Raw genomic sequence first — 25,969 nt, forward strand, 5'->3', positions numbered from 1 at the left:
GCGTGGGTGGGTTAGGGGGTGGGGGTGGGGGTGGGGGTGTCGGGGCCTTGGGCGCGGACGCGTTCGACGTTTTCGAGGGAGTCGCGGAGGTTGGTGAGCCAGGTGTCGGTGTTGCCTTGGACGAGGCGTACGCACCAGGCCAGGGCGTCGCTGCGGCTGCGGGCGACGCCGGCGGCGACGAGGGTGTCGAGGACTTGGCGTTCGGGTTGGCGGAGGCGGGTCATGACCGGTACGGAGACTGTGGTGTAGAGGGCACGGGTGCCGCCGCATTCGACGCCCCAGGAGACCTTGCGGCCGAAGCGGCGTTCGGCTTCGCGGGCTACGGCGATGCGGTCGTCGCGGGTGCGTTCGCGGAATTCGGCGATTCGGCCGTCGAGGGCGGCGTCGCGTTCGTCGGCGGAGACGTCGTCGGCGAGTTCCGGTTCGGGGATGCGGCCGATGACGGTGATTTCCTCGCGGTCGACGGTCACGTCGACGAGGGCGGTGAAGAGTCCTTCGGGGAGGCGGCCGGTGAACCAGCCTCGTACGGCTTCTTGCTTCGTTGTAATCATGTAATTCAAGTTACGCCGATGTTGGCTGATGGCAAGGAGGTCCGCCCACAGCGGAATTCGGCAGCGGGAGGAGGATGCGGACGACGGGGTGGGGATGGGGAGTTCGGAGCGGGGAGGGACGGTTGGCAGCGTGCCGGGGTTGCCGAGGGATGTTGCCGTGGCACGATCGATGGCTATGGCTATGGCTATGGCTATGGCGCTATGGCTATGACTGCGGCTTGGCTGTGGTGACGTCGTGGTGTGGGTGAGGGGTGATGGTGATGGGTTCGGAGGGTCGGATGGCTCGGCGGGTGTTGCTCGGGACTTGGCCGACGCCGCTCGAACCCGCGCCGAGGTTGGCGAAGGCGCTTGGGCTCGGTGCGGATGATTTGTGGGTCAAGCGGGATGACCTCACCGGTCTGGGTGGTGGTGGCAACAAGGTGCGGAAGCTCGAGTGGACGTGTGGTGCGGCGGTTGCCGCCGGGGCCACGACGTTGGTGACCACGGGGGCGCCGCAGAGCAATCACGCGCGGTTGACGGCGGCGGCGGGTGCTCGGTTGGGGCTTGATGTCGTGCTCGTGTTGGCGGGAACGGGTGGGGCCTCGGCGTCCGGGAACATCGCGCTCGACGGGTTGTTCGGCGCAACGGTCGTGTGGGCGGGCGACGTCGGGCGGGCGGCGCTCGATGCCGTCGCCGGGGAGGTGGCCGCGCGGTTGCGCGAGCGTGGGGGCGATCCGATGGTGCTTCCGTTTGGTGGGTCGAGTGTGCTCGGTGCGCGAGGGTACGCGGAGTGTGGGCGGGAACTCATCGGCCAGGCGCCCGAATTGGATGTCGTCGTGGTGGCGTTGGGTTCCGGCGGCACGATGGCGGGGCTGGTCGACGAGTTGGGTCCCGAACGTGTGCTCGGTGTGCACTGCGGTGCCGTCGACGATCCGGCCGGGACCGTACACGGGTTGCTCGCCGCCCGGGACGAAGCACGTTGTGCGCGGGCTTCGTTGCGGGTGCGGCTGGATCAAGTCGGGGACGGGTACGCGACTTTGACTGAGGCTTCCATGACGGCGCTGACTCTGGCGGCGCGTACGGAGGGCATCGTGCTCGACCCGATCTACACCGGGCGGGCGATGGCCGGGCTGATCGCGGCGGTCAGGGATGGCGAGGTCCGACCCGGCCGGCGCACGATCTTCGTGCATACGGGTGGCCTGCCCGGGTTCTTCGGTCACCCGACGACGCTCGGGAGGGCGATGTCCGGCCTGAAGGCGGGCGATGGTCGGGCGGGGTCGGCCGGATCGGCGGGCTGAGTGGGGCCGGGCCTAGCCGAGTTGGGTCGAGCCGAGCCGAGTCGAGCCGAGCCGAGTCGAGTCGAGCCGAGTCGAGCCGGGTCGGGTCGGGTCGGGTCGAGCCGAGTTGGGTTGGACTTGGCGGGGGTTGGACTGAGCCAGGGGCTTTGGGGATCCGTGGGCTGACGCTTGGTCGGTGCGACCGGCATTCGGGCGATGGGGGAATCGGCGACGCAGGGTGGGATATGTCGACTCCGAAGGCCGTCCCGAGAGGCTGTGCCCCTTGCGTGGGGTCCTGTCGGGTTGATGCGGGTGCGGGAACGGACCTCGCTCCGTTCGGATGGGCCGGAGCGTCGAGGTGGGTGTTGCCCTGACCGGCCGGCTGATGGGCGGCTGACCGTGTGGACCGCCGACACGCCTGCTCCGCAGGGGCCGACGCAAAGTGGGCTACGTCCGGTTCAGGGGGCATGCCGACTGCGCGAGTCCGGCCGCGTCGATGCGGGTGCGGCTGCGGCTGCGGGTTCGATCCAGTTGGGTGGGCCGCAAGTGCGGAGGTGGACGTGTCGACGCCGGTTTCGGAGCGGGGCTTCGCCGGTGCCCGTATCCGCGCTCGCACGGGACGACGGATGGGGGAATTGGCCATGCGGGGCGGGCTGCACCGGCTCCGGATGCCGTCCAAGGGGGCGCGCCGATTGCGCGGGGCTTGCCGGGTTGGTGCGGGTGCGGGTTCGATCCATTCGGGTGGGCCGAAGCGCTGAGGTGGGCGTTGTCCCGATGCGTCGGCCGGCCGCCCAACCGGCCGCCGACCGGGTGGACTGTCGACGTCGGCTCCGGGCGGGCCATACCGGCTCCGAAGGCTGTCCGAGGGGCGCCGAGGTGGGCGCCGCGCCGGCCGGCCGGCGGGTTCGGGTGGATGTGGTGACGTCGGTTTCGGAGTGGGGCTTCGCCGACATTCGTGGTCGGACCCGTGCGTGTGTGCACGTCCGGATTCGTGGTCGTGGGTGGTCCTCGGTGCGCGGCTCGACGCCGGCTCGGCCCGATTCGGGCGTTCGTGTGTCGGTGCGCCGCGTTGGTGCATGGCGGACCGGTCTTGTCGCAGGGATGGTGTCGGGTTCGTTGGCGACCCGGGGCGGGGGACGTGAGGGTGGGGGCAGGTAGCTTGGGGCGCATGACCATCGAGGGCATTGCCGTGCGGATGTCGGTCGGGACTTTGACCGCGATCGCGGGGTTGCATGTTGCGTGGGGGCTGGGGTCGTCGTGGCCGCTGCCCGATCGGGCGTCGCTGGCGGATGCGGTGGTCGGGCAGCCGGGCGTGCCCGGACCGGCGGCTTGCTTCGCGGTCGCGGGTGCGCTGGGTACGGCGGCGCTGTTGGTGGCCGGTCGGCCGAGGAGGAAGCCGGCGGTGGCTCGGCTCGGGGGGTTCGGTGTGGCCGGCGTACTGGGGTTGCGCGGTGTGGTCGGCCTGGTCGGACGGACCGACCTGCTGTCGCCGGGATCGTCGTCGGATCGCTTTCGTCGCCTCGATCGCATGGCGTACTCGCCGCTGTGCCTCGCGCTTGCGGCGGGCTCGGCGGTCTCGGCCGGCGGGGGTGGCCGATGAATCGGCTCGGGCTGGTCGCGGTGGTGGTGCGGGATTACGACGAGGCCATCGCGTTCTATACGCGTGCGCTCGGGTTCGACCTGCGCGAGGACAGTCCGATGGAGGACGGCAAGCGATGGGTCGTGGTCGCGCCGCCCGGTACGGGGCCGAACGAGGCCGCGGTGCTGTTGGCGCGTGCGGTGGACGACGAGCAGCGGTCGCGGGTGGGGGATCAGACCGGCGGGCGGGTCGGGCTGTTCCTGTACACCGACGACTTCACCCGGGAACATGCTCGGATGCTTGCCGCCGGCGTGGTCTTCGAGGAACCGCCGCGACGGGAGAAGTACGGCGTCGTCGCGGTCTTCCGGGACCTGTACGGCAACCGCTGGGACTTGATCGAGCGCACCGGTCCGACACGGTGAACGACGCGCCCCGTGCGGTGCGGTGCGCTGATCGGACGGATGGGCGGACGGACGGATGGATGGGGCACAGGGGCCCGGCTCCGCGTGCGTGGTTGGTGGCCAGTACGGTCGCGTCGTCGGCGCGGCCCGCGTCCAGGCGGAAGCCGACCACACCGAGCACGCGAGGACGGGCTTGGGGGTAACGGTCGCCGACTCTGCCAGAGGTGTCGAAGTGGTGGGCAGCCCCAGAACCGCTCGACCTCACCCTGACCCCGGGTCTGGGCTGGACCCAGCCCGTTTCTCACCGATCATCCGACCGTTGGTCGATTCGAGCCGTTGTTGCCGGACTGGCGTCCCCGGCGCGGAACGAGCGCCAGGATGATCACCGGCAAGTGATCGACGGGTTCGCGGACCGGACCGGAGCCGTAGGCAGAACTCCCAGGCGCGTCGGGTCGTGGAGTGGAGCCCAACGCAGGCCGCGGATGTGGGCGATCGACGACACCCGGGAACGCGCCTCCGCCGCCCTGCTCGCTCAAGCCGACGCCGAAGAGGCTCCGAGTCGACCGCGAAGATTCGTTTCGCGGTCGATGGCCGATTCAGGTCCTGGGCCTGGGTTTCGTCCTCGTGCTCGGCCGGGTCGGCGACGCAGCGGCCTTCCCACACGCGATGGCCGTGCCGTCGGTGGCCCGGCCGGCGATCGTGCTGCTCGACAGATCGTGCTCGTCCCGCGTCCGGTTCGCGCACCGGCGCAGACGCAGGATTCGCGCCGAGATCCCACTGCCCGCCGACCGGATCGCCAACCGCTGATGCCCGGGTGGGAAGGATGACCGGCCATTGGCCTCCGACGAGACCACGGCCATCCACCGAGTGGCCCTCCACCTCGCCGCCGGACCTATTGGTCGCGGGCCGTCGAACGTTACCGCCGAGCCGCCTACGTGACGACGCCAACGGCAGCAGCAACAGCAGCAACAGTAGTAGTAGTAGTAGTAGCAACAACAGCAGCGACAGCAACGACAGCAACGGCGGGCCTGGCGAGCCCGGCTCGCCCCAAGCGGTGCCGGCCAAGCGGGGCAAGGGCAGACCAACGCATTGCGGACCGGCGCATTCAGGTCATCAGTGCTGCGCCAGCGCGATGACCAGCCACAGGAAGGCCACCCCCGCGATTGTGCAGAGCAGGGTCGAGCCCGATGGGTGGGGGCTGTGGGCCTCGGGGAGGATGTCGGCCGTGGCGAGGTAGAGGAGGAAGCCGGCGAAGAAGCCCAGGTAGAGGCCGAGAAGGTGTTCGGGGATCGTGAAGGCGAGGGTGATCGCCGCGCCGGCGACCGGGGCGACGGCGTCCGCGCCGAGCAGGGTCAGGGCTCGGCGGCGGTCGTTGCCGTACATGCGGGTGACGGTGTACGTGTTGAAGCCGTCCGCGAAGTCGTGGGCCACGACCGCGATGGCCACCGTGGTGCCGACGGTCGTACCGGCCTGGAAGGCCGCCCCGATCGCGAAGCCGTCCATCACGCTGTGCCCCACCAACGCGGCGGCGGCGGTCAGGCCGATGCCCTTGGCGGGCCCGTCCGGGTTCGCGGGCGGGCCGTGGTGGTGGGCGTGCGGGGCGTACTCGCCCTCGTGGGCCCGGTGGATGGCCACCGAGCGCTCGATCACGTGCAGGACGAGGAAGCCGAGTACGAACATCAGCAACGCCTGCGGTACGCCGCCGATCCGATCGCCCGCCGCCGAAAGCGCCTCCGGCAGCAGGTCGAACGCGACCACGCCGAGCATCAGCCCGGCGGCCAGGCCCAGTACGAGGTGCCGTCGGTCGCCGATGCGTTGCGCCACCCAGCCGCCGAGCAGGGTCATCAGGAAGGCGCCGGCGGCGATCAGTACGGCGGTCATGGCCGCGCCCGCCCAGGCGCCCAACCTGGATTCGGAGGCTCCACCCGCGTCGGCGTCATCGGTCAATCGTCGTTGAGCGGACGCCCGTACGCGTCCGTGATTGCGCCGTCCGAGTGAGCACGCGTACGTCGTCCGCGCCGCGCGCAGGTCTGCCGCAGGCAGGTAAGTCGGGCTGCATCGAACCGAGTTGACGAGCCGGATCGTTGCCCCGCCCTCTCTTCCATCCGGCCGCCGACCCGGCTGCCTGTCCACCCGGCCGCCCACCCGGTCGCCTGCCGTCCACCCGTCCGTCCGCCCCACCCGCGCGTCCGGACGGCGGCGGATTCACCTCTGGTGCGAAGAACCGCCACCCGAGTACGCACCGTGTTCCCGCAGTCCACGCGCGGCGACAAACGGGCACCGGCAGTGGAATAGAGGGGACCGCCGCCCCGAAATACACGCGCCAATGTGCGGACGACCCCCGTATTCTGGTCACGGCCGCCCGAACGACCCCGCCCGGCAAGCAAGCCGATGGCCCGGTCCCAGGCGAGCCGTACTCCGTGCCACCCCGCCGCCGCGCGACTTCGGCGACCCCAAAGAGCCGCGAGGCGTGTGGGCGACCCATGCCATGTACGCAACGGGGAGAACGGAACGATGAATGTGAATGTAGGCGACAAGGTTCAGGCCAAGTTGGACATCGGCGGCTTCACCAAGCAGACCGTCCCGGCAGGCGCAACGGGAGTGGTCGTGCGTACCACGATGGGCCGTGCGGACGTGTGCTTCACGCTGCGCGGTCTGGCCGGCGGCTTCCGTACGGTCGAGGTATCGGTCGAGCCGGGCAAGCTCGTCAAGGTCTGACCGACCGGCGCTCCATAAAACGCTGAATCCGAACCGAATCCGCGTTCCCCGCCGCGACCCTCGCGGCGGGGAACGCGCATGCCCGACCCGCGCCCATGGACACACCCACCCGCCACGGCTCATCCCCACCCCGCTCCCGCTCCCAGTCCACCGCCATTCCCACGAGCCACCCCCGTTCCCCGTTCCCCTCGTGCCGCCCACGCTGCAAGATGTCGGTGGATATTCCTGCACAGCCCTCGCCGTAGGAGTTGGAGGAATAGTGAGCCGAACCGCGCACCGTCCTCGACGCCGGCTGCCGGCCGCGGCCGTCGTCGTGGCTGCCCTGCTGATGTCGTTCCTGGTGTCACCCGTTGCGCAAGCACACCCGAACCCTCCCGCCGGTGAGCCCGGTTGCGATCCGATCGATCCGGCCGCGTGTCTGCTGCCGTTCCCGAACAACTGGTTCACCCAGGCCGATCGGCGTGCCGACACCGGGCGTCGGGTCGCGTTCAAGGCGGAGATGATGCCGAAGGGCGCGACGCCCGACGCCTGGAACCGCAACGACGGATTCTCGCCCGGCTCGACGCTGATCACCCGGATTCCCGGTGTCGACCTCGCCAGGAGCGGCGCGGCCCCGGTCACCGACGTCGGCGCGTCGCTCGCGCGCAACGCGCCGATCGTCATCCTCGACACCGAGACTGGTGAACGGTGGCCCTACTGGGCGGAACTCGACGCCAACGCCACCGATCCGGCTCGCCAGGCCCTCCTGGTACACCCGGCCAAGAACTTCGTCCCCGGCCATCGCTACGTCGTCGGCCTGCGCAATCTGCGCGGCGCCGACAACCGGGTGATCCCCGCGCCCGACGCGTTCGCCAGGATCGCCGGCCGTACTCTGCCGCGCCGCGATCCGCTGGCGGCGCGCCAGGCGCAGTTGCGTCCCGTGCTGGATCGCCTCGACCGAGCGGATGTGGATCGTCGCGGACTGTACCTGGCCTGGGACTTCACCGTCGCGAGCGAACGCAACCTGACCGCCGGCATGCTTCGGATGCGGGACGACGCGTTCGGACGACTCGGCGATCGGGCACCGGAGTTCGCGGTGACCGGGGTGAAGAACCTGACCGCGGAACAGGATTCGCGGATCGCTCGCGAGGTGACCGGGACGGTCACGGTACCCAGCTATCTGAACCGCCCCGGCGGCCCCACCGGTTCCACGCTCAACCTCGGTCGGGACGGCCTGCCGCGCCAGTTGCCGGGCAACACCCAGCAGGCGCAGTTCCGTTGCGAGATCCCGCGCGGCGCGTTCGACGCGCCGTCGCAGGCATCCCTGTACGGGCACGGTCTGCTCGGCAGCAACAACGAGGTGGGCGGCGGGAATGTCAAGGCGATGGCCGCCGAGCACGGCATCACGTTCTGCGCGACCAAGTGGATCGGCATGGCGGACGAGGATCTGCCCACGGTGGCCCGCGCCCTCGCCGACCTCGGCAGCTTCGGGGCGGTGCCCGACCGTACCCAACAGGGCTTTCTGAACGCGCTGTTCCTGGGCCGCGACATGATCCACGAGCGTGGCTTCACGGCGAACCCGGCCTTTCGTACCGACGACGGCCGGCCGCTGATCGACATCGCGAAGGGTCTGGTCTACGACGGCAACAGCCAGGGCGGCATCCTCGGCGGATCGCTAGTCGCGGTGTCCCAGGACGCCAAGCGCGGGGTGCTGGGGGTGACCGGGATGAACTACAGCGTCCTGCTCAACCGCAGTTCGGACTTCGGGCCGTACGGGCAGATCCTGGACGCCACGCATCCGGACAAGCTGGACCAGCAGGTGGTGCTGTCGCTGTTCCAGATGTTGTGGGACCGAGGCGAGACGAACGGCTACGCGAGCGGCCTGGACCACAGTCCGCTGCCGCGTACGCCGCGCCATCAGGTGCTCATGCAGATCGCCTTCGGTGATCATCAGGTCTCCACGGTGACCGCCGAGATCGAGGCGCGGACGATCGGTGCGCGCATTCACGAGCCGGCCATCGCGCCGGGTCGCAACCCGGACCGGGACCCCTATTGGGGGATCCGGCCGCTGCCGCGCGAGCAGTACCGAGGGTCCGCGCTGGTGGTGTGGGACAGCGGGTCGCCCGCGCCGCCGGTGACCAACACGCCGCCGATCGGGCCGGAGTACGGGCGCGACCCGCACTCGGATCCGCGCAACTCGCCGGTGGCCCGGCGACAGAAGGCGGAGTTCCTGGCCACGGGGCGGGTCGTGGACGTGTGCGGCGGCGCGCCGTGCACGGCGCCTGCGGGATAGCACTCACTCGTGTGAGGGTGTGGGTTCCGGCCGTGTCCGGCGCCGGAACCCACGCCAGCCGAGGGAGTACACATGTCCGTCGCGTCCGAATGGGACCCCGAATCGGGTCCCGAATCCGACGACGCATCCGAATCGGTAGCCGACTCGGTTTCGAGGGCCGAAGCCGAAACCAGGGCTGAAGCCGAGGCCGAGGCCGAGGCCGAAGCCGAAGTCAGGGCCGGAACGGAAGCCGCCGAGACCGCCAACAAGGGCACCGAGCCCGCCAAGGGCACCGAGCCCGACCCCACCCCCCACCGAACCCCCGCCTCCCGTGCGCAACTCGATCCACCGGATCTGGCCCGGGTCATGGAGCTCACGCCGCATCCCGAGGGTGGTTGGTTCCGGGAAACGTGGCGCAGTGGCGTGAGTCTGATCCCGCCCGGCTACTCGGGGCCGCGCGAAACGGCGAGCGGCATCTACTTTCTGCTCTGCCCGGGCGAGGAGTCGGCGTGGCATGTGGTCAGGTCGGCGGAGTTGTGGTTCTGGCATCGCGGCGGGCCGCTCGAACTGCGCCTGGGCGGGGACGGTGAGACGCCGGACGTCGAGCCGACCCGGATCCTGCTGGGCCCGGACGTGGCGGCGGGCGAGCAACCGCAGGTACTGATCCCGCCCGGGGTGTGGCAGGCGGCCAGGCCGGCGGCGGAGCGCGAGGTGCTGGTGTCGTGCGTGGTCTCGCCCGCGTTCTCGTTCGAGGACTTCCGGATGTTGTGAGCGGGGACTTCCGGATGCCGTGACCCGAGAGCGGGTCGCCGATACTACGGTGGCCGCCGGGACCCGGTTCCGTCCCCCGGGCGGGGCCCGGCACGCTGCCAGGGAGTACGACGTGAGTGATGCACAGGCCGACTACGCCGATTCCGTGGTGGCGGCGTGGTCGGCGGTACTGCCGGATGTCGAGGCGTCCTCGGTCGGGTTCGTGGTGCGCCTGCATCAGGCGATGATCGCGATGGAGGAGTTCGACCGGCGCAGCATCGGCACGCTGGATCTGACCGCGCCGGAGTACATGGTGCTGGCGGTATTGGCGACCCGGCCGGATCAGCCGGGGTTGACCCTGCGTGAGCTACAACCGTTGGTGATGTACTCGTCGGGCGGGATGACGCATTGCGTGAACCGGCTCGCGCGCAAGGAACTGGTCGAACGCCGGCCCAATCCCAACGACGGCCGCTCGGTCCTGGTCTGTCTTACCGAGCGCGGGCGCGAATGCGCTCGGGCGGCGATGCGGGCGCGGATCGACGCGCTCGACGGGCTGCTGAAGCCGATCGCGGGTGCGGACCGGGACGTGGTCGACAAGGCGCTGCGGATCCTCGCCTCGACGCTGGGCGCGCAGGGCTAGGCCCTGTCCGGCGGATCCTGGTGGATCAGGCCGCGTCGTCTGGCACCGTGCCTCGGCGTGCCGGGGAAGCACGGTGCCAGGCCGCGCGGACCACCAAGATCCGCCGCGCAGGGCCTGGACAGGTACGGACGGGTGCCCGGGTGCCCGGGTGCCCGAGCGCTCGGCCGTTTGACGTCCGGTGCCCGGGTCCGAGGCGCGAGGCCCGGGGGCGGCCGGCCCGGCGTCGGCTGGTCGTCGCGGTGCCTGGCGTGGAACGTGGCGGACTTGGCGCGGTTGTCACAGTCGCGCATGTCGCGCCGGCGGCGGCTGCCGTGCCGAAACGCGTTTATGTGGAGCCGGAGCCGGAGCCGGAGCCGGAGCCGGGTACAGGTCGGTGCCTCGCCCTCCCAGACCCGGGTGGCATCCGAGCCGCCGAGCAGGCTGACCGCGGAGCGCCCGCGTTCGTGGCCAGGACGGCGGCGAGGTCGCCGGTACGGCGTACCCGGCCGTCGGCGGGCAGGCAGTGCGACCGCCACCGGTGCGCCGGCCGCGAAGCGGTTCGGTGTCGCGCGATTCGGGGTGCTGTCGGCGAATCGCCGATAGCGCGGCGTGGCAGGCACGGTACGGCCGCGCGCCGGACGCGGCACCCACCGCCCCGATACCCGTCCCGGCCCACGCCCCCGGTCTCGCCCCGGGCCCCGCTCCCGCCCCGGCCCACGCCCGAGCACCCGCACCGCCTGCCCCGATCGGCCCGACCGGGCCTGTCAGACGGCGAGTTCCCCGACCGCCCGGGTGACCTCGGGCCAGATCGCCGAGAGCGGGTCGACCGGTTCGAAGTGGCCGATGCCGGGCAACTCGCGCAAGGGCAGGCCCGATGCCGCCGCGAAGGTGTGGCCCAGCGCGATCGGTACCTGTTCGTCGGCGTCGCCGTGCAGCAGGATCAGCCGACGGTCGCCCAGGCCGCCCGCGGCCAACCGCACCGGGTCCACCTGCGCGAGCGTCGCCTCGGAGCGGTCCGCGCCGAGGAACTCCGCCGCCGCGCCGTCGTCCAGATCGAGGGCCAGGGCCGCGTCCAGGTCGAGGACGCCCGCCAGCGAGACCGCGCCCGCGATCGGGGGAGCCGCGGGCAACCATCCGACGCCGCCCGCCGGTACCCGGTCGCGCAGCGCGGCCCAGACCGCCAGGTGCCCGCCCGCCGAGTGTCCCAGCAGGACCACGGGCTGCTCGGACTTCGTACACAGCAGGTCGAGTGCGGCCGCGACGTCCTCGAACGTCCCGGGCCGTCCGCCGCCCGGCTGCCCGGCGCGGCGGTATTCCAGGCTCGCGACCGCGTAGCCCTCGGCCGCCAGCGCGACGCACATCGGGTACGTGTACTTGCGGTCGTACTCGGCCCGCCAATATCCACCGTGCACCACCACCACGAGCGCGTGCGGCTCGGCCGCGGGTTGCCACAGGTCGACGACGTGGTCCGCCGCCGGGCCGTACCGCAGCGTGCGGTCGGGCCCGGCGGCCGGGCGCGTGAGGATGTCACGAGAAGCGCTCATCCGCACATTCTCCCGGGCCCCACGCACGCGTCACGACCCGGCCGGAGCGCGAGCCGGCCGGGCCCTACCTCGCCCTGACCCGAACCCGGCCCCACCCCGCACCCGACCTCCCCCTGATCTCGCCCGCGCCTCGGCTCACGTCACAGCCCATACGTCGGCGCCCACCCCCGCGCGCACCTCGGTGCGCACCTCAGCCCCCATCCCGACTCGCGAAGCGGTCCGTGGCCTCGATCAAGTGGTGCGCGATGCCCGGTTCGAAGGAGGCGTGGCCCGCGTCCGGGACGATCACCAGTTCGGCCTCGGGCCAGGCGCGATGCAGGTCGTACGCGGTGACCGGAGGCGTGCACATGTCGTAGCGGCCCTGCACGATCACGCCCGGGATGTGCCGCAGCCGGTCGGCGTCGCGGATCAGTCGACCCTCCTCCAGGAAGCCGGCGTTGGCGATGTAGTGGCTCTCGATCCGGGCGAAGGCGAGCGCGAACTCCCTTTGCCGGTGCGCGTCGACCAGATCCGGCCGGGGCAGCAGCGCGACCAACGAGCCCTCCCACGCGCTCCACGCGAGGGCCGCCTCCTCGCGGACCTTGGGGTCCGGGTCGTTCAGCCGTCGGTGGAACGCGCCTACCAGGTCGCCGCGTTCGTCCTCCGGGATCGGCGCGAGGAACTCCTGCCAGGCCTCGGGGAACAACATCCCCGCGCTGCCCTGGTAGAACCACGCCAACTCCGCACGCCGCATCGTGAAGATGCCGCGCAGGACGAGCTCGGTGACCCGTTCCGGGTGGGTCTGCGCGTAGGCCAGCGCCAGCGTGCTGCCCCATGAGCCGCCGAACACCAACCATCGCTCCACGCCCATGAGTTCGCGTAGCTTCTCGATGTCGGCGACCAGGTGCCAGGTGGTGTTCGTGCTCAGGTCCGTGTCGAACCGGCTCACATGCGGTGTGCTTAGGCCGCAACCGCGCTGATCGAAGAGCAGGACGTCGTAGCGCGTCGGATCGAACGACCGCACGTGGTCGGGCAGACAGCCGCCGCCGGGCCCGCCGTGCAGGAAGACGGCCGGCTTGGCGCCGGGTGTCCCGTGCCGGCGCCAAGAAATCGACTGGCCGTCACCGACGTCCAACATGCCCTGGTCGTAGGGTTCGACGGCCGGATACATCGTGCGCATGGGGATCCCCCTGGCTCGGTGGTGTGGTCTTCGGGTGGACCACACGAACGGATATCGACGTGACCCAGCACATCACGAGGGTCGCCCGGCCGTCCCGGATCGGCGATCGTCGCCCCGGGACCGAGACCGCCCACACCCTCGTGGCGCGCTCAGCCCGTCCCGTCCGCCGCCGCCACCAACTCCTCGAAACCCGCCCGGATTCCGTCCGCGAGCACCTGGACGTCGGGGACCGCGTCGAAGTCCGCGTTGATGCCGAAGGTCACCTTGTCCAGGTAGGAGAAGATCCCGACGCTGATCCGCATCGTGCTGGCGATCGGCACGTACGGGTACATCTCCGCGAGCGGTCGGCCCAGCATGTACAGCGGTACCCGCGGGCCGGGCACGTTCGTGGTGAGCGTCTGCAGGAAGCGCTGTGGGAAGCGCAGCGCGGTGCGCGAGCCCAGGGCGAGCAGGGTCGGTGCGGCGAAGTTGCCCAGGCCGGTCAGCACGTCCGCGCCGGCCGCCTGTCGACTGCGCTTGAGGTCGTCCATCTGCGCCCGCACGGACGCCAGTCGGGCCACCGGATCGTCCTCGCCGACCGGCAGGTTCACCAGGATCGCGCTGAGTCGATTGTTCAACGTGTTGCGCTCGCGCGGTGAGCGCACCGACACCGGGACCAGCGAACGGACCACCTGATCCGTCGTCAACTCCCCTCGTGCCGCCAGTAGGTCGCGGAATCCTCGGGTGATCGCGGTGAGGATCACGTCGTTGACGGTGCCGCCGAACTCCTTGCGCACCCGCTTGATCTCGGCGATGTCGGAGGCGGCCCAGACCCACCGCCGATGCGGGCCGATCGAGCCGTTGAGCGAGCCCGCCGACGTCTCCAGGAGCCGATGGGCGGTACCGGGCAGGCTGCCGGCCAGAGCCCGCACGATGTCCGCCAACTCCGATCCGCTGCGCATCTCCCGGGCCAGTGCCGGCACCGCGGCGAGGTGTTTGACCGGGGCCGCGACGGCGTCCCGCAGACCGTCCGCGATCAGGTCGAACGTGCTGGGCGCGGGCTCGGGAAGCCACGGGTCCGGGTCGGCCGGCTCGACCGGTTCGGGGTGTTCGCGCCAGTCGAGCAGGATCTGGAGCAGGTCGGTGCCGGCCACGCCGTCGATCAGGCAGTGGTGCACCTTGGAGATGATCGCCCAGCGACCCTCGGCCAGGCCCTCCACGAGCCAGACCTCCCACAGCGGCTTGCTCAGGTCCAGCCGCTGCGCGAACAGCCGACCGGCGAGGTTGCGCACCTGATCCGCGCCGCCCGGCGCGGGAACCGCGGTGTGCCGCACGTGGTAGAGGATCTGGAAGTGGTCGTCGTCCACCCACACCGGTCGCCCGAGGTGCAGGGGCAGCGTGCGCACCCGCTGGCGGTAGCGCGGTACGTCCGGCAGCTTCGAGACGAACAGGCGGATCACGTCGCCGTAGGCCGGAGCCGGCCCCTCGAAGACCAGGACGCATCCCACGTGCATGGGCACGTTCTCGTCCTCGACGAAGTAGAACCCGGCATCCATCGCGCTCAATCGGTCCATCCAGGCACGGTAGGTCGCACCCCGAGGCGAGGTCCAGATTTCTGCCGAAACGTCACGGGCCGTGCGCGATTCGGGGATCGCCGGAGCGGCCGGCCCGCAGGGGACTAGAGTCCGGACGGCACGTATCGAGGGGGGAACTCGCACATGCGCAGATCGGGCGGCCGCCTGCCGAAAAAAACCGCTTCCGTCCTGCTTCCGGGGACCGTCGCGTTGACCTTGACCCTGGCGTTGACCCTGACCGGATGCGACGGGGACGGCGGCGGGAAGTCCGATCGGCCGAAGTCGTCGCCGAGCGGCACCGCGCCGGCGAGCACGCCGCCGGCCACGTCCGCGCCGCCGAGTTCGGCGCCGCCGACCAGCAAGGCGCCCGGTACGACGTCGCCGAAGGCCACGGGACCGCTCACCACGGCTCCGGCGCCGGTGCCCGGCGGCTCGAACGCGACCGCCTCGGGCGGCGGAGCGAGCGGAAGCGGTTCCAACGGGGGTTCCGCGTCGGGCGGTTCCACGGTCGGCGGCTCCTCCGGCACGGGTTCCTCCGGCACCGGCTCGACCGGCACCGGCTCGACCGGCGGCTCCGGTGCGAACGGCAGCACGAGCGACGGCAGCAGCACCGGCGGCGGCGGAGCGGTCTACTACAAGAACTGCACGGTGGTCCGGGCCGCGGGTGCCGCGCCGATCCACCGCGGCGATCCCGGCTACGGCCCGCACCTGGACCGCGACGGGGACGGAGTCGCCTGCGAATGACCCGGCCGCCCGGGCCCGAGCGGCGTGCGGGCCGGCCTGCCGCCCCCGCGTTCCGACAGCCGTTCCGACGGCTCTCCCGACCGGCCCGAACCCACCGACCGTCTTCGCGTCGGTCGGTCCGACACGGCAGGATGTCTTCGAGCGCGGGGGGCGGACGGGTGAGGGTGGAAGGGCGATAGCGTGGCGAGTCGGCGGAGCACCGGCGTGCTGGGGACATGGGCCGAGCTGCAGCGGCAACAACAGCGGCAACGCGAGGCCGAGTTGCGGGCACAACAGCAACAACTGCGGGCCGACGAACGCAATCGGCGCGAGGCGCAGAAGGCCGCCGCACGGGCCGACCGCGAGGCGCAGCGCGCGTATCAGCAGTCGCGCGAGGCCGAAGTGGCCCGACGGACCGCCGAGATCGAGGACCGGGTGGCCGAACTACAGGGCGTGCTCCGGGCTCGTCTGAGCCAACCCGGCTTCCGCATCGACCGGCTGCGGGCCGCCGTGGAGATCCCGCCGTTCCAACCCGGTGAGCTCGCCCGATCGATCCCGATGCCCGACCCGGCGCGTTACCAGCCGGCCGCGCCGTCCGGCCTGGGCAGTTTCGCGCCGGGCGCGCAGTCGCGCTACGAGCAGGACCGCGCGCAGGCGCAGGCGCGGTACGAGTACGACCTGCGCGCGGCGCAGGCGGCCGAGTACCAGCGACAGCAGCGATACAACGACTATCACCGGCAGTTCCAGGAGTGGGCGAACGGGCAGCGTGCGCTCGCCGCGCAGCGCAACGAGCAGGTCGACGACCTGGTGCGGCGGCTCGCGGCGCGTGATCCCGAGGCGATCGAGGACTACTTCGAGGGCGTGTTGCTGGCGTCGCCGGACTGGCCCGAGGGCTTCTCCGACCATGCGACGGTGGCCTTCGACGCCGCCGCGCGCCAACTGGTGGTCGACCACGAACTGCCCACCACCGATGTGGTGCCGGGCATCGCGCGGGTGCGCTATGTGAAGACCGACGACCAGGAGAAGGAGGTCGCGCGCACCGCGACCGACCGGCGCGCGATCCACCGCGACGTGCTCGCGCAGAGCGCGATCCGGATACTGGCCGAGCTGTTCTTCGCCGACCACGAGGGCATCCTCGACTCGGTGGTGCTCAACGGCTTCGTCCAGGCGGTCAATCCGGCCACCGGTCGACACGGGCGCACATACCTGCTCACCGTGACCGCGCAGGCCCGGGAGTTCCGGGAGGTGAGCCTGGATCGGGTGGACGCGCTCGCGTGCCTGGAGGCGATGCGCGGCACGTTGTCCGCGCGCCCGGACCGGCCCACCCCGGTACAGCCGAGCCGGCTCGCGGACAGCGTCGCGTCGGCGCCGACGCCGGCGCCCGCCCCCATCCCCGCGCGGTCCGGCTCCGACGACGAGCCGGACCTGTTCGTGATGGACCCGATCGAGTTCGAGAACCTGATCGCCGAGTTGTTCCAGCGCATGGGCATGCAGGTCGAGACCACCGCGCGCAGCGGCGACCAGGGGGTCGACGTGGTCGCGGTGGACCCGGACCCGATCCGCGGCGGCAAGATCGTGGTGCAGGTCAAGCGCTACCGCAACACCGTCCCGCCGACCGCCGTGCGCGACCTGGCCGGCACCGTGCAACACCACGGCGCGAACAAGGGCCTGCTGGTCACCACGTCCGGATTCGGGCCCGGCAGCCACGAGTTCATCCGGAACAAGCCGCTGGGACTGGTCACCGGACCGGAACTGGTGGGCCTGCTCGCGCAACACGGCCTGCGGGGCCGCCTGGGTCCCGGCGCGGGCGGCGGTCCGACCGCCGCGCCAGGCAGCCGGATCCTGGTCCAGCTCGCGTGGCAGCCGGGCAACACGCCACCGCTGGACCCGTGCGCCTTCGTGTGTCAGCGCGGGCGGGTGCTCAGCGACGAGCACTTCGTCTTCTTCAACAACCCGGCCAGCCCCGACGGCGCGGTCCGGATCGGCGACGGGGTGGCCTTCCTGGTGGACCTGGCCCTGCTGCCCGCCCGGGCCGACCGGCTGGTGCTGGCCGCCGCCGTCGACGAGGAACAGGCCCCCGGCGGCGACCTGGCCGGCCTGCGCGAGGCCAGGCTGACCCGGCTGGACCAAGCCGACGGCCACCGCATCGGCGAGACCTCCGTACCCACCCGCCGCCCGGGGGAGACCGCCATGGTGCTGGGCGCCTTCGTGCGCACCGACGACACCTGGACCTTCTCCCCGACCACCAACGGCTTTCGCAACGGCCTGCTGGGCGTGGCCGAGTCCCACGGCGTCGAGGTGGAGTAGGACCGGAGGCCCCGAGCCGACGACGGGGCAGGCGCCCGGCGCTCGCGGCCCGCGGTACGGGGCGCGGCAGCGGCCCCCCGGCGGTTCGCACACCTGCTCGGAGCCGGCCCGGTACCTGCGCGGGTTCGTCGTACCCGTCTGTCAAGATTCCTGGTGTGGCGACGAACGATCCGGAGGCGGGCGGCAGCGAGGAGGACGAGCAGCTCACGCTCGGGGTCGAGCAGGCGCGGCGCGCGGTCCGGGCCGTGCGGGCGCGCAAGCCCAAGCCCAAGGCGTCCGCCGAGCGCCTGCCGGTGGCGCGGGTCCTGGTGGACAAGGGCCTCGTGCACCTGGACCGCCTGTTCGACTACTCGGTGCCGGCCAGGCTGGCCGAGGTGGCCCAGCCCGGGGTGCGGGTGCGGGTTCGGTTCGGGGCCAAGGTCGTGGACGGGCGGCGGCAGGGCGGTGGGCTGATCGACGGCGTGATCGTCGAGCGGGTCGAGCGCAGCACGTACGGCGGGCCGCTGGCGCCGCTGGCCGGTGTCACCTCGCCCGAGATCGTGCTCGCGCCGCCGATGATCGAGCTGGCCCGCGCGGTCGCGGACCGGTACGCGGGCACCCTCGCCGACGTGGTCCAGATCGCGCTGCCCGCCCGGCACGCGCGCGCCGAGGCGGAGCCGTCGGGGGAGCCCCTGGTCCGCCCCGCCCCGCCGCCCCCCGGGCCGTGGACGCGCTACCCCTCGGGCCCCGCGCACCTGGCCGAGCTCGCGGCGGGCGCCTCGCCGCGCACGGTGTGGACCGCGCTGCCCGGCCCGTACTGGCCCGACGAGATCGCCCGCGCGATGGCGGCGACCCTGGCCGGCGGCCGAGGCGCGCTCGCGGTGGTCCCGGACGCCAAGTCGGTGGACCGGGTGGACGCGGCGCTGACCGCGCTGCTGGGACCGGGCCGGCACGTCGCGCTCACCGCGGGCCTGGGGCCGCAGGAGCGCTACCGGCGCTGGCTGGCGGTCAACCGCGGGACGGTGCGCGCGGTGGTCGGCACCCGGGCGGCGATGTTCGCGCCGGTGGTGGAACTGGGCCTGGCCCTGGTCTGGAACGACGGCGACGACTCGCACGCCGACCTCAACGCGCCCTACCCGCACGTGCGCGAGGTGCTGGCGATGCGCGCCGCGCGCGAGCACGCCGCGTTCACCGTCGGCGGGCACGCCACCACGGTCGAGGCCGCGCAACTGGTGCGCTCCGGCTGGGCCCGGCCGTTGGACGCGGACCGGGCGGCGGTGCGCGCCGCGGCCCCGCTCGTACGCACCGTCGGCAGCGATTGGGACCTGGCCCGGGACGAGGCCGCGCGGGCCGCGCGGCTGCCGAGTCTGGCGTGGGAGGTGGCGCGCAACGCGTTGCGGACCGGGCCGGTCCTGGTCCAGGTCCCGCGCCGGGGCTACCTGGTCCGCACCTCGTGCCAACGGTGCCGCGAACCCGCGCGGTGCGCACACTGCTCGGGGCCGCTCGAACTGCCTTCCGGGGACGGCGTGTTGACCTGCGGCTGGTGTACCCGTCCGGCGCCGGCCTGGCGCTGCCGGGTGTGCGGCGGCGATCGTATCCGGGCCGGGGTGATCGGCGCGCGCCGGACCGCGGAGGAGTTGGGCCGCGCGTTTCCCGCCGTGCCGGTGCGTACCTCGGGCCGGGACGCGATCCTGACCACCGTGCCGGACCTGCCCGCGCTGATCATCGCCACGCCCGGCGCCGAACCGGTCGCGCCGAGCGGCTACGCGGCGGCGTTGCTCCTGGACGGCTGGGCCCTGCTCACCCGGCCCGACCTGCGTGCCGGCGAGGAGGCGCTACGCCGCTGGCTGGACGCGGCGAGCCTGGTCCGGCCGGCGGGGGAGGGCGGCACGCTGGTGGTGGTCGCCGAGTCCACGCTGCGCCCGGTGCAGGCGCTGGTGCGCTGGGACCCGCAGGGGTACGCGCTGGCCGAACTGGTCGAGCGCGCCGAGTTGAACCTGCCGCCGGTGTCGCGGATGGCGTCGGTCACCGGGCCGCCGGCCGGCATCGCCGACTTCCTGGCGGTGCTTCGGCTGCCGGACGCGGTGGACGTCCTGGGCCCGGTCCCGGTCGCCCCGACGGCGCCGCGCACCCCGCCGCCGACGGCGCCCGCCAAGCCCGACCCGCGCGCCGCGCAAACCCGCGCCGAACTCACCCGCGCCCTGTTCGGCGACACCTCGCCGCCCGACCGCCGCCCGGCCGCGCCTCCCGCCGCGCCGCCCCGACACGAACGGGTACTGCTGCGCATCGAACCGGGCCGAGGCTCGGAGTTGGCCCACGCCCTCAAGGCGGCCCAAACGCTGCGCCTGGCCCGAGCCGCCCCCGACCCGGTACACATCAGAATCGACCCACCCGACATCGGCTGAGGGCCACCGCGGTGCCGAGCGGTACGCGGCAGGCGGCAAGCGCCGCGTCATGCCACGCCGGCCCGGCGGCGCGACCGTCGGGCACGCGTCCGGCAACCATCCGTTCCGGAAGCCTTACGCCCGTCGGACGGGTGACGTGCTCGTCGGGGCAGGCGTGTGGGGCGGGTCGTGCCCGCCGGGCGCCCGCAGGCCCGCAGGGTCGGGACTCGACCGGCGTGACGGCGTGACGCGTGCGGCGGGATGCTCTGTGCCGAGCCGGGCGGTATGCGGCGGGCCGCGTGCGCCGGGTCATGCCACGCCGGTCCGGCGGCGCGACCGTCGGGCACGCGTGTGGCAAACCGTTCGTTCCGGAAGCCCTTACGCCCGCCGGGCGCCCGCACGCCTGCGGAGCGGGACTCGACCGGCGTGATTGCGTGACGCGTGCGGCGGGCGATGCGCCGTGCCGAGCCGGGCGGTATGCGGCGGGCCGCATGCGCCGGGTCATATACGCCGGCCCGGCGGCGCGACCGTCGGGCACGCGTGTGGGAGACCATTCGTCCGGAGGCCCTTACGCCTGCCGGGCGGGTGACGTGCTCGTTGGGGCAGGCGTGTGGGGCGGGTCGTGCCCGCCGGGCGCCCGCACGCCCGCAGGGGCGGGACTCGACCGGCGTGACGGCGTGACGCGTGCGGTGGGCGCTGCGCAGCGGGGCCGTACGCGTGCCGGGCCGGGTGAACCCACCGTTGCGATACGCGCGTGCGGCAGGCGATGGGCGTCGGACGCCGCACAGGCGGGGAATCGCGCCCCGCGTCAGGTGCGCTGGGCCCGTCGTGCCAGGACACCGCCCCGCCTGGCCTCGGCCGCCTGGCCTCGGCCGCGTGGCCCCACCCGCTCGGCCGCGAACCGCGCGGTCGACCGGCCGGGTCGACCGGTCGGACCGCCGTCCTTTCTCCGTCGACCCTCACCCCCAGCGGCTTCGGCTCCCGCAGGACTTCGTCATCGGGGCCTGTGCGCAGCGCAGGGATTCCGCGTCGGCCACGCGCTCGTGGAGCAGCGCGCCGGCCGCGTCGTAGGCCCGGATCCGAGCCGGCGCGGCGTCGTTGCCCGGCACGGTCGCGAGCCACACGCCGTTGCGGACCACCGCGCCCACCGCCTTCCCGTCGGGCAGCTCGACCACGACCCGCGCCACCGCGCCGGTCGTACGGCCCCACCACGTCGTCGGGGACAACGCGACCATCGGGAGCGGCTCGGCCGGGCCCAGGGGGAGAGGTCGGGCCGCGGGCGGCACCATGACCTGGGTCCGGCGCACCTCGAACGCCCCCGCGAGGACGCCGTCGGCGGCCGTCGGCGCCGGCAGTTCCGGCGGGGACTTCTCGCCGTGGCACACCACCAGGTCCGGCTTGTCGGCCTTGCCCAGCACGAACGGGCGCAGCCCGCCGGCCGCGTCGTGCTCCCACGCGGTGAAGTACGGCCGGAACGCCGCGTCCGGCTCGCGCACCTTCCACACCTGCCGGTCGGGCGCGGTGGCGATCCCGGTCGGGCGCGGAGTCGATGTGGGCGGTGCGTTCCACCCGGTCGGGGTCCACGACACGGCCGTGGGGGACGACTGCGACGGCGGACCGTATGGGCCCGCCGCGTTTCCCGGCGTGTGCGTGGGCAGATCATCGGCGTCCAAGGGAGTGCCGGGCGGCAAGGTGTGGCCGATGCTCGGCGGGGCGGACCCGGGCGCGCTCGCTCCCGGCGGTGGCAGCGTCGGACCTCCCGGGTCGAATCCGATCGGCGGCGGAGGCGGAACGGCGGCTCGACGGCCGAGCTCCAGACACGAGGTCAGCGTGCGGGTCGCCACGTCCCACGGCACCGGATCGCCGGGCTTCGCCGCGTCCTCGGGCACCCCCCGGGTCGGGTCCTGTCCGGTGACCGGGCCGGCCGGTGCCAGATCCCGCGGGCCCTGCCACGGCTGCGCGGCCAGGATCCCGGCCGCGCACACCGCGAGCACCGCGCCCGCGGCGATGCCCGGCATCAGGGCCCGGGCCCGGGACGTTTCCCCGGTGTCGAGAATCGCGAGCAGTTCGCGCCTGCGTCGCTCGTGCCCCGGCAGTCGGTCCTGGCTGTACGGGCTCATCGTGCCTCCTCGATGCCTCGGTACGTGCCCGCGTGCACGCCCTCTTCGGCCAACAGGCCGCCCAATCGTTTCCGCGCCCGGTGCATCCGCGCCTTGACCGTGCCCAGCGCGACGCCGAGCGCGGTCGCGGCCGCCTGTTGGTCCAAGCCGCCCCAGACGCACAACTCCACGACGTCGCGCTCGTGCCGGGGCAGCCGCGCCACCGAGCGCCGCAACGCCTGCGCCGCGCGTTCCTCGTCGATCCGCCGGGCCACCTCGTCCGCGTGGTCGGGGACATCCGGCGGCAGCGGTACGCGCGCCGCCAGGGTCCGATAGCGCTTGAGCGCGCGCCGCCGGTTCGCGAGCGTGCGATTGGCCGTACCCAGCAGCCACGGCAGCGCGCTGTCCCGGTCGAAGGTCACTTCCGTGCGGCGGCGCCAGGCGGTCAGGAATACCGCCGACGTCAGGTCCTCGGCCTCGCCGCCGTCCCCGATCCGCCGCAGCACATGCCCATACACCGCCCCCGCGTGCCGGTCGAACACCACCGCGAACGCATCGCGATCCCCCGTCCGGACCCGAGACCACAACACGTGGTCCCCGTCCTCCTGCACCTGATCCGTCGTCACACCCCGAGAGTGTCCGCCCCGCACACCGAGGTTGCCTCGGCTCCGAATCCCGCCCCGAAATCCCGCCCTGAATCCCACTCCGGATCCGCGCCGAATCCCGCCCCGCATCCGCTGCCGCACCCCGCCCACCCCCTCCCGACCCGCGCCCGCGAGGCCCCACCCCCGCGCCCCCGCCCCGTGCCGCGGTGTGTGCGCCGGCCGCGGGCCGGGCGCTCAGTAGACTTGCCGCTCTCCGGTTTCGATCGACCGGCGCCACCGCGCGGCCGCACCGCGCCGGAACGCCGCCGCGCGCCGGCGACGTTCGTCACCACGACCGACCACCGATGGGGGAGCACACCCGTGGCAGTCCAGCCGATTCGTCTGTTCGGCGACCCCGTCCTGCGGAGCAAGGCCGACCCGGTCACCGTGTTCGACAAGGAACTGCGACGACTGGTCGCCGACCTCACCGACACGATGCGCGACGCGCCCGGCACCGGCCTGGCCGCACCCCAGATCGGCGTCGCCCTGCGGGTGTTCACCTACCAGGTGGACGGCGAGGTGGGTCACCTGATCAACCCGGACCTGGACCTGTCCGACGACGAACAGGACGGCCCCGAGGGCTGCCTGTCGCTGCCGGGCCTGCGCTACGACACCAAGCGCGCCTACGGCGTGGTTGCCAAGGGCTTCAACATGCACGGCGACCCCGTCACCATCGAAGGCACCCAACTGCTGTCGCGGTGCATCCAGCACGAGACCGACCACCTCGACGGCATCCTGTTCATCGACCGGCTCGACCGCGAGCAGCGCAAGGCCGCACTGCGCGCGCTGCGCGAGGCCCAGTGGGCCGGGCAGGCGCCGCCGCAGGTCAAGTTCTCCCCCCACGGCACCTTCGGGAAGGCCCTCTAAACCCCCATGCGCCTAGTCTTCGCCGGCACCCCCGAGGTCGCCGTACCCGCACTCGAAGCCCTGCTGGAATCCCGGCACGAGGTGGTCGCCGTCGTCACCCGACCCGACGCCCCCGCCGGCCGGGGCCGCAAGCTCGTCGCCAGTCCGGTGGCCGAGCGCGCCGCCCGGGCCGGGATCGAGATCCTGCGCCCGACCAAGCCGCGCGACCCGGAGTTCCTGGCCCGGCTCGCCGAGATCGCCCCCGACTGCTGCCCCGTGGTCGCCTACGGCGCGCTGCTGCCCAAGGCCGCGCTGGAGATCCCCGCGCGGGGCTGGGTCAACCTGCACTTCTCGCTGCTGCCCGCGTGGCGTGGCGCGGCGCCCGTGCAGCACGCGGTGCTCGCGGGCGACGACATCACCGGCGCGTGCACCTTCGAGATCGAACAGGGCCTGGACTCGGGCCCCGTCTACGGCACCGTCACCGACGAGATCCGTCCCACCGACACCAGCGGCGACCTGCTGGAGCGGCTGTCCCGCTCCGGCGCGCGGCTGCTGGTGGCGACCATGGACGGCATCGCCGACGGCAGCCTGGAGGCGCGCCCCCAGCCGCCGCACGGCGTCACCCTCGCGCCCAAGCTGACCGTCGAGGACGCGCGCGTCGACTTCACCGCGCCCGCCCTGCGGGTGGACCGCGTGGTGCGCGGCTGTACGCCCGCCCCCGGCGCCTGGACCATTTTCCGCGGCGAGCGCCTCAAGCTCGCCCCGGTGCGTCTGCGCGGCGGCGACAACGCGCTGGCGCCCGGCGAGATCGCGGTGGAGAAGAAGGTGGTCCGGGTGGGTACCGGCAGCCACGCGATCGAACTCACCCAGGTCCAGCCCCAGGGCAAACGCATGATGGCCGCCACCGACTGGGCCCGGGGCGCACACCCCGAGCCCGGTGAAACCCTCGGCACGAACTGAGCACCGTGACCAACGCCCCCGCCGCACGCCCCTACCGCCGCCCGCGTCCCGACGCCGCGCGCCTGGCCGCCTACGACGTCCTGCACGCGGTCGGCGAACGCGACGCGTACGCCAACCTGGTGCTGCCCGCGCTGCTGCGCGAACGCAGGATCATCCCGCGCGACGCCGCCTTCGCGACCGAACTCGTGCACGGCACGCTGCGCCGCCAGGGCACGTACGACCAGATCGTGGCAGCCTGCACGGACCGGCCGATCAAGGAGATCGACCCGCCGGTGCTGGACGTGCTCGCGCTCGGCGTGCACCAACTGCTGAGCATGCGCACCCCCGTGCACGCCGCCGTCTCGGCGACCGTGGAACTGGCCCGCGCGGTCCTGGGCGACGGCCGCGCCAAGTTCGTCAACGCGATCCTGCGCCGGGTGTCCAAGCAGGACCTGGAGACCTGGCTGCGGCAGATCGCGCCGCCCTACGACGAGGACCCCGAGGGCCACCTCGCGGTCCTGCACTCGCACCCGCGCTGGATCGTGCAGGCGCTGTGGGACGCGCTGGGCGCGCGCGGCAACCCGCACGACCGCGCCGCGATGGAGGCGCTGCTCGCCGCCGACAACATCGCCCCGGTGATCTCGCTGGTCGCCCGCCCGGGCCGGGTCGAACTCGCCGAGCTCTACGAGGCCGGCGCCACCCCCGGCCGCTGGTCCCCGTACGCGGCCACCCTCCCCGAGGGCGACCCGGCCGGGATCAAGGCGATCCGGGACGGCCGGGCCGCGGTGCAGGACGAGGGCAGCCAACTGGTCGCCGTCGCGCTGGCCAACGCCGAGGTCGAGGGTGCCGAGAGCCGCTGGCTGGACCTGTGCGCGGGCCCCGGCGGCAAGGCCGGCCTGCTCGCGGCGATCGCCACCGGGCGCGAGGTGTCGCTGCTGGCGGTCGAGCGCCGACACCACCGCGCCCGGCTGGTGCGCAACGCGATCGGCCACCTGACCCACCATCAGGTGATCACCGCCGACGGCACCCGGCCGGCCTGGCAGCCCGGCGGCTTCGACCGGGTGATCGCCGACGTGCCGTGCAGCGGCCTGGGCGCGCTGCGCCGCCGGCCCGAGTCGCGCTGGCGCCGCAAGCCCGAGGACATCCCCGAACTGGGCGAGCTCCAGCGCGCGTTGCTGCGCAGCGCGGTGGCCGCGGCGCGACCCGGCGGGGCGATCGCGTACGTCACCTGCTCACCGCATCCGGCGGAGACGCGCGTGGTGGTGGACGACATCCTGCGCGCGGGCGAGGCCGAGCTGGTCGACGCCCGGCCGCTGTTCCCGGGTGTGCCGCACCTGGGCACCGGCCCGGACGTACAACTGTGGCCGCACCTGCACGGCACGGACGCGATGTACCTGGCCCTGCTGCGCCGCACGGGCTGAGCACCCGAGGGTCGGCCGGCGCTTCGCATCCGAGGGCCCGGGCCGGCCGGCGCTTCGCCGCGCGGCTCGGGCCGGCCCGAGGCCCGCGCCGCCACCCACGCGGGTGGCTGTTCACCCACACGCGTCGCGCGATCACCCGCACGGACGGGTGACCCGTGGCTGAATTCGGTACAAGCGGGGCATAACGGCGAGGGCGGTCATCACTTTCGGCTCGGCCGCACCGGTCGTCCCTCGGGTCCCAGGAAA

The 25,969-nt window shown here is 73.0% G+C and carries 22 protein-coding genes; 14 read left to right on the plus strand and 8 right to left on the minus strand.

Going from position 1 to position 25,969, the window contains the following annotated elements; all coding sequences use genetic code 11:
* Positions 1 to 11 precede the first annotated feature (11 nt).
* Positions 12 to 551: a hypothetical protein gene (locus tag OG948_RS30760; protein WP_406299567.1), complete on the minus strand. Its 540-nt coding sequence runs from the start codon at positions 549 to 551 to the stop codon at positions 12 to 14.
* 260 nt (positions 552 to 811) lie between these two features.
* On the opposite strand from OG948_RS30760, the gene OG948_RS30765 reads away from it, so the two are divergent.
* The 4 genes from OG948_RS30765 to OG948_RS30780 all read left to right on the plus strand — a co-directional run bounded on the left by OG948_RS30765 (position 812) and on the right by OG948_RS30780 (position 4,594).
* Positions 812 to 1,828, plus strand: coding sequence for a pyridoxal-phosphate dependent enzyme (locus OG948_RS30765; protein ID WP_406299568.1), 1,017 nt, complete (start codon positions 812 to 814; stop codon positions 1,826 to 1,828).
* A gap of 1,147 nt (positions 1,829 to 2,975) precedes the next feature.
* Positions 2,976 to 3,407: a DUF3995 domain-containing protein gene (locus OG948_RS30770; protein WP_406299569.1), complete on the plus strand. Its 432-nt coding sequence runs from the start codon at positions 2,976 to 2,978 to the stop codon at positions 3,405 to 3,407.
* Positions 3,404 to 3,808 carry a VOC family protein gene (locus tag OG948_RS30775; protein WP_395865750.1) on the plus strand — a complete coding sequence of 135 codons (405 nt, stop codon included), beginning with the start codon at positions 3,404 to 3,406 and terminating at the stop codon, positions 3,806 to 3,808. Before OG948_RS30770 ends, OG948_RS30775 begins: the two co-directional genes overlap by 4 nt.
* Positions 3,809 to 4,453: 645 nt before the next feature.
* Positions 4,454 to 4,594: a hypothetical protein gene (locus tag OG948_RS30780; RefSeq protein WP_406299570.1), complete on the plus strand. Its 141-nt coding sequence runs from the start codon at positions 4,454 to 4,456 to the stop codon at positions 4,592 to 4,594.
* Positions 4,595 to 4,900: 306 nt separating this feature from the next.
* Here OG948_RS30780 and OG948_RS30785 read toward each other — a convergent pair whose 3' ends face one another.
* On the minus strand, positions 4,901 to 5,668 hold the full coding sequence (locus OG948_RS30785; protein ID WP_406300371.1) for a ZIP family metal transporter: 768 nt from the start codon (positions 5,666 to 5,668) through the stop codon (positions 4,901 to 4,903).
* A gap of 633 nt (positions 5,669 to 6,301) precedes the next feature.
* Between OG948_RS30785 and OG948_RS30790 the strand changes: the two genes are divergently transcribed.
* The 4 genes from OG948_RS30790 (at position 6,302) to OG948_RS30805 (ending at position 10,146) form a co-directional block, all read left to right on the plus strand.
* A complete protein-coding gene (locus OG948_RS30790; RefSeq protein WP_406299571.1) occupies positions 6,302 to 6,505 on the plus strand; it encodes a hypothetical protein in 204 nt (67 codons plus the stop codon).
* Positions 6,506 to 6,833: 328 nt separating this feature from the next.
* Positions 6,834 to 8,777, plus strand: a complete 1,944-nt coding sequence (locus OG948_RS30795) for a hypothetical protein (protein ID WP_406300372.1) — start codon at positions 6,834 to 6,836, stop codon at positions 8,775 to 8,777.
* Positions 8,778 to 8,849: 72 nt separating this feature from the next.
* Positions 8,850 to 9,527, plus strand: coding sequence for a cupin domain-containing protein (locus tag OG948_RS30800; RefSeq protein ID WP_406299572.1), 678 nt, complete (start codon positions 8,850 to 8,852; stop codon positions 9,525 to 9,527).
* A gap of 112 nt (positions 9,528 to 9,639) precedes the next feature.
* On the plus strand, positions 9,640 to 10,146 hold the full coding sequence (locus tag OG948_RS30805; RefSeq protein WP_406299573.1) for a MarR family winged helix-turn-helix transcriptional regulator: 507 nt from the start codon (positions 9,640 to 9,642) through the stop codon (positions 10,144 to 10,146).
* A gap of 743 nt (positions 10,147 to 10,889) precedes the next feature.
* Here OG948_RS30805 and OG948_RS30810 read toward each other — a convergent pair.
* The 4 genes from OG948_RS30810 to OG948_RS30825 all read right to left on the minus strand — a co-directional run bounded on the left by OG948_RS30810 (position 10,890) and on the right by OG948_RS30825 (position 14,785).
* A complete protein-coding gene (locus OG948_RS30810) occupies positions 10,890 to 11,669 on the minus strand; it encodes an alpha/beta hydrolase family protein (protein WP_406299574.1) in 780 nt (259 codons plus the stop codon).
* Positions 11,670 to 11,859: 190 nt separating this feature from the next.
* Entirely contained in the window at positions 11,860 to 12,828 is a 969-nt protein-coding gene (gene pip / locus OG948_RS30815) for a prolyl aminopeptidase (RefSeq protein WP_406299575.1), read from the minus strand.
* Between the two features lie 149 nt (positions 12,829 to 12,977).
* Positions 12,978 to 14,381, minus strand: coding sequence for a WS/DGAT/MGAT family O-acyltransferase (locus OG948_RS30820; protein WP_406299576.1), 1,404 nt, complete (start codon positions 14,379 to 14,381; stop codon positions 12,978 to 12,980).
* A gap of 104 nt (positions 14,382 to 14,485) precedes the next feature.
* Complete coding sequence (locus OG948_RS30825; protein ID WP_406299577.1) at positions 14,486 to 14,785, minus strand: hypothetical protein; 300 nt, start codon at positions 14,783 to 14,785, stop codon at positions 14,486 to 14,488.
* A gap of 16 nt (positions 14,786 to 14,801) precedes the next feature.
* Between OG948_RS30825 and OG948_RS30830 the strand changes: the two genes are divergently transcribed.
* The 3 genes from OG948_RS30830 to OG948_RS30840 all read left to right on the plus strand — a co-directional run bounded on the left by OG948_RS30830 (position 14,802) and on the right by OG948_RS30840 (position 19,795).
* Positions 14,802 to 15,125 carry an excalibur calcium-binding domain-containing protein gene (locus OG948_RS30830; protein WP_406299578.1) on the plus strand — a complete coding sequence of 108 codons (324 nt, stop codon included), beginning with the start codon at positions 14,802 to 14,804 and terminating at the stop codon, positions 15,123 to 15,125.
* Positions 15,126 to 15,329: 204 nt separating this feature from the next.
* Entirely contained in the window at positions 15,330 to 17,411 is a 2,082-nt protein-coding gene (locus tag OG948_RS30835) for a restriction endonuclease (RefSeq protein WP_406299579.1), read from the plus strand.
* A gap of 155 nt (positions 17,412 to 17,566) precedes the next feature.
* The gene (locus OG948_RS30840) at positions 17,567 to 19,795 is read left to right on the plus strand and encodes a primosomal protein N' (RefSeq protein WP_406299580.1); all 2,229 of its coding nucleotides are present in this window, start codon (positions 17,567 to 17,569) and stop codon (positions 19,793 to 19,795) included.
* Positions 19,796 to 20,733: 938 nt separating this feature from the next.
* On the opposite strand, the gene OG948_RS30845 is transcribed toward OG948_RS30840, so the two are convergent.
* Positions 20,734 to 21,894 carry a hypothetical protein gene (locus tag OG948_RS30845; RefSeq protein ID WP_406299581.1) on the minus strand — a complete coding sequence of 387 codons (1,161 nt, stop codon included), beginning with the start codon at positions 21,892 to 21,894 and terminating at the stop codon, positions 20,734 to 20,736.
* Positions 21,891 to 22,499, minus strand: a complete 609-nt coding sequence (locus OG948_RS30850) for an RNA polymerase sigma factor (RefSeq protein WP_406299582.1) — start codon at positions 22,497 to 22,499, stop codon at positions 21,891 to 21,893. Before OG948_RS30850 ends, OG948_RS30845 begins: the two co-directional genes overlap by 4 nt.
* 339 nt (positions 22,500 to 22,838) lie before the next feature.
* Between OG948_RS30850 and def the strand changes: the two genes are divergently transcribed.
* From def to OG948_RS30865, 3 genes are read left to right on the plus strand one after another with little or no spacing between them, the layout of a single operon-like run.
* The gene (gene def, locus OG948_RS30855) at positions 22,839 to 23,384 is read left to right on the plus strand and encodes a peptide deformylase (protein WP_395865728.1); all 546 of its coding nucleotides are present in this window, start codon (positions 22,839 to 22,841) and stop codon (positions 23,382 to 23,384) included.
* A gap of 6 nt (positions 23,385 to 23,390) precedes the next feature.
* Complete coding sequence (gene fmt, locus OG948_RS30860) at positions 23,391 to 24,323, plus strand: methionyl-tRNA formyltransferase (protein ID WP_406299583.1); 933 nt, start codon at positions 23,391 to 23,393, stop codon at positions 24,321 to 24,323.
* Positions 24,320 to 25,723, plus strand: a complete 1,404-nt coding sequence (locus OG948_RS30865) for an RsmB/NOP family class I SAM-dependent RNA methyltransferase (RefSeq protein WP_406300373.1) — start codon at positions 24,320 to 24,322, stop codon at positions 25,721 to 25,723. The genes fmt and OG948_RS30865 overlap by 4 nt, the downstream gene beginning before the upstream one ends.
* Positions 25,724 to 25,969 lie beyond the last annotated feature (246 nt).

Origin of the sequence: Embleya sp. NBC_00888, from assembly GCF_045207655.1 — a bacterium.
GTDB lineage: Bacteria > Actinomycetota > Actinomycetes > Streptomycetales > Streptomycetaceae > Embleya.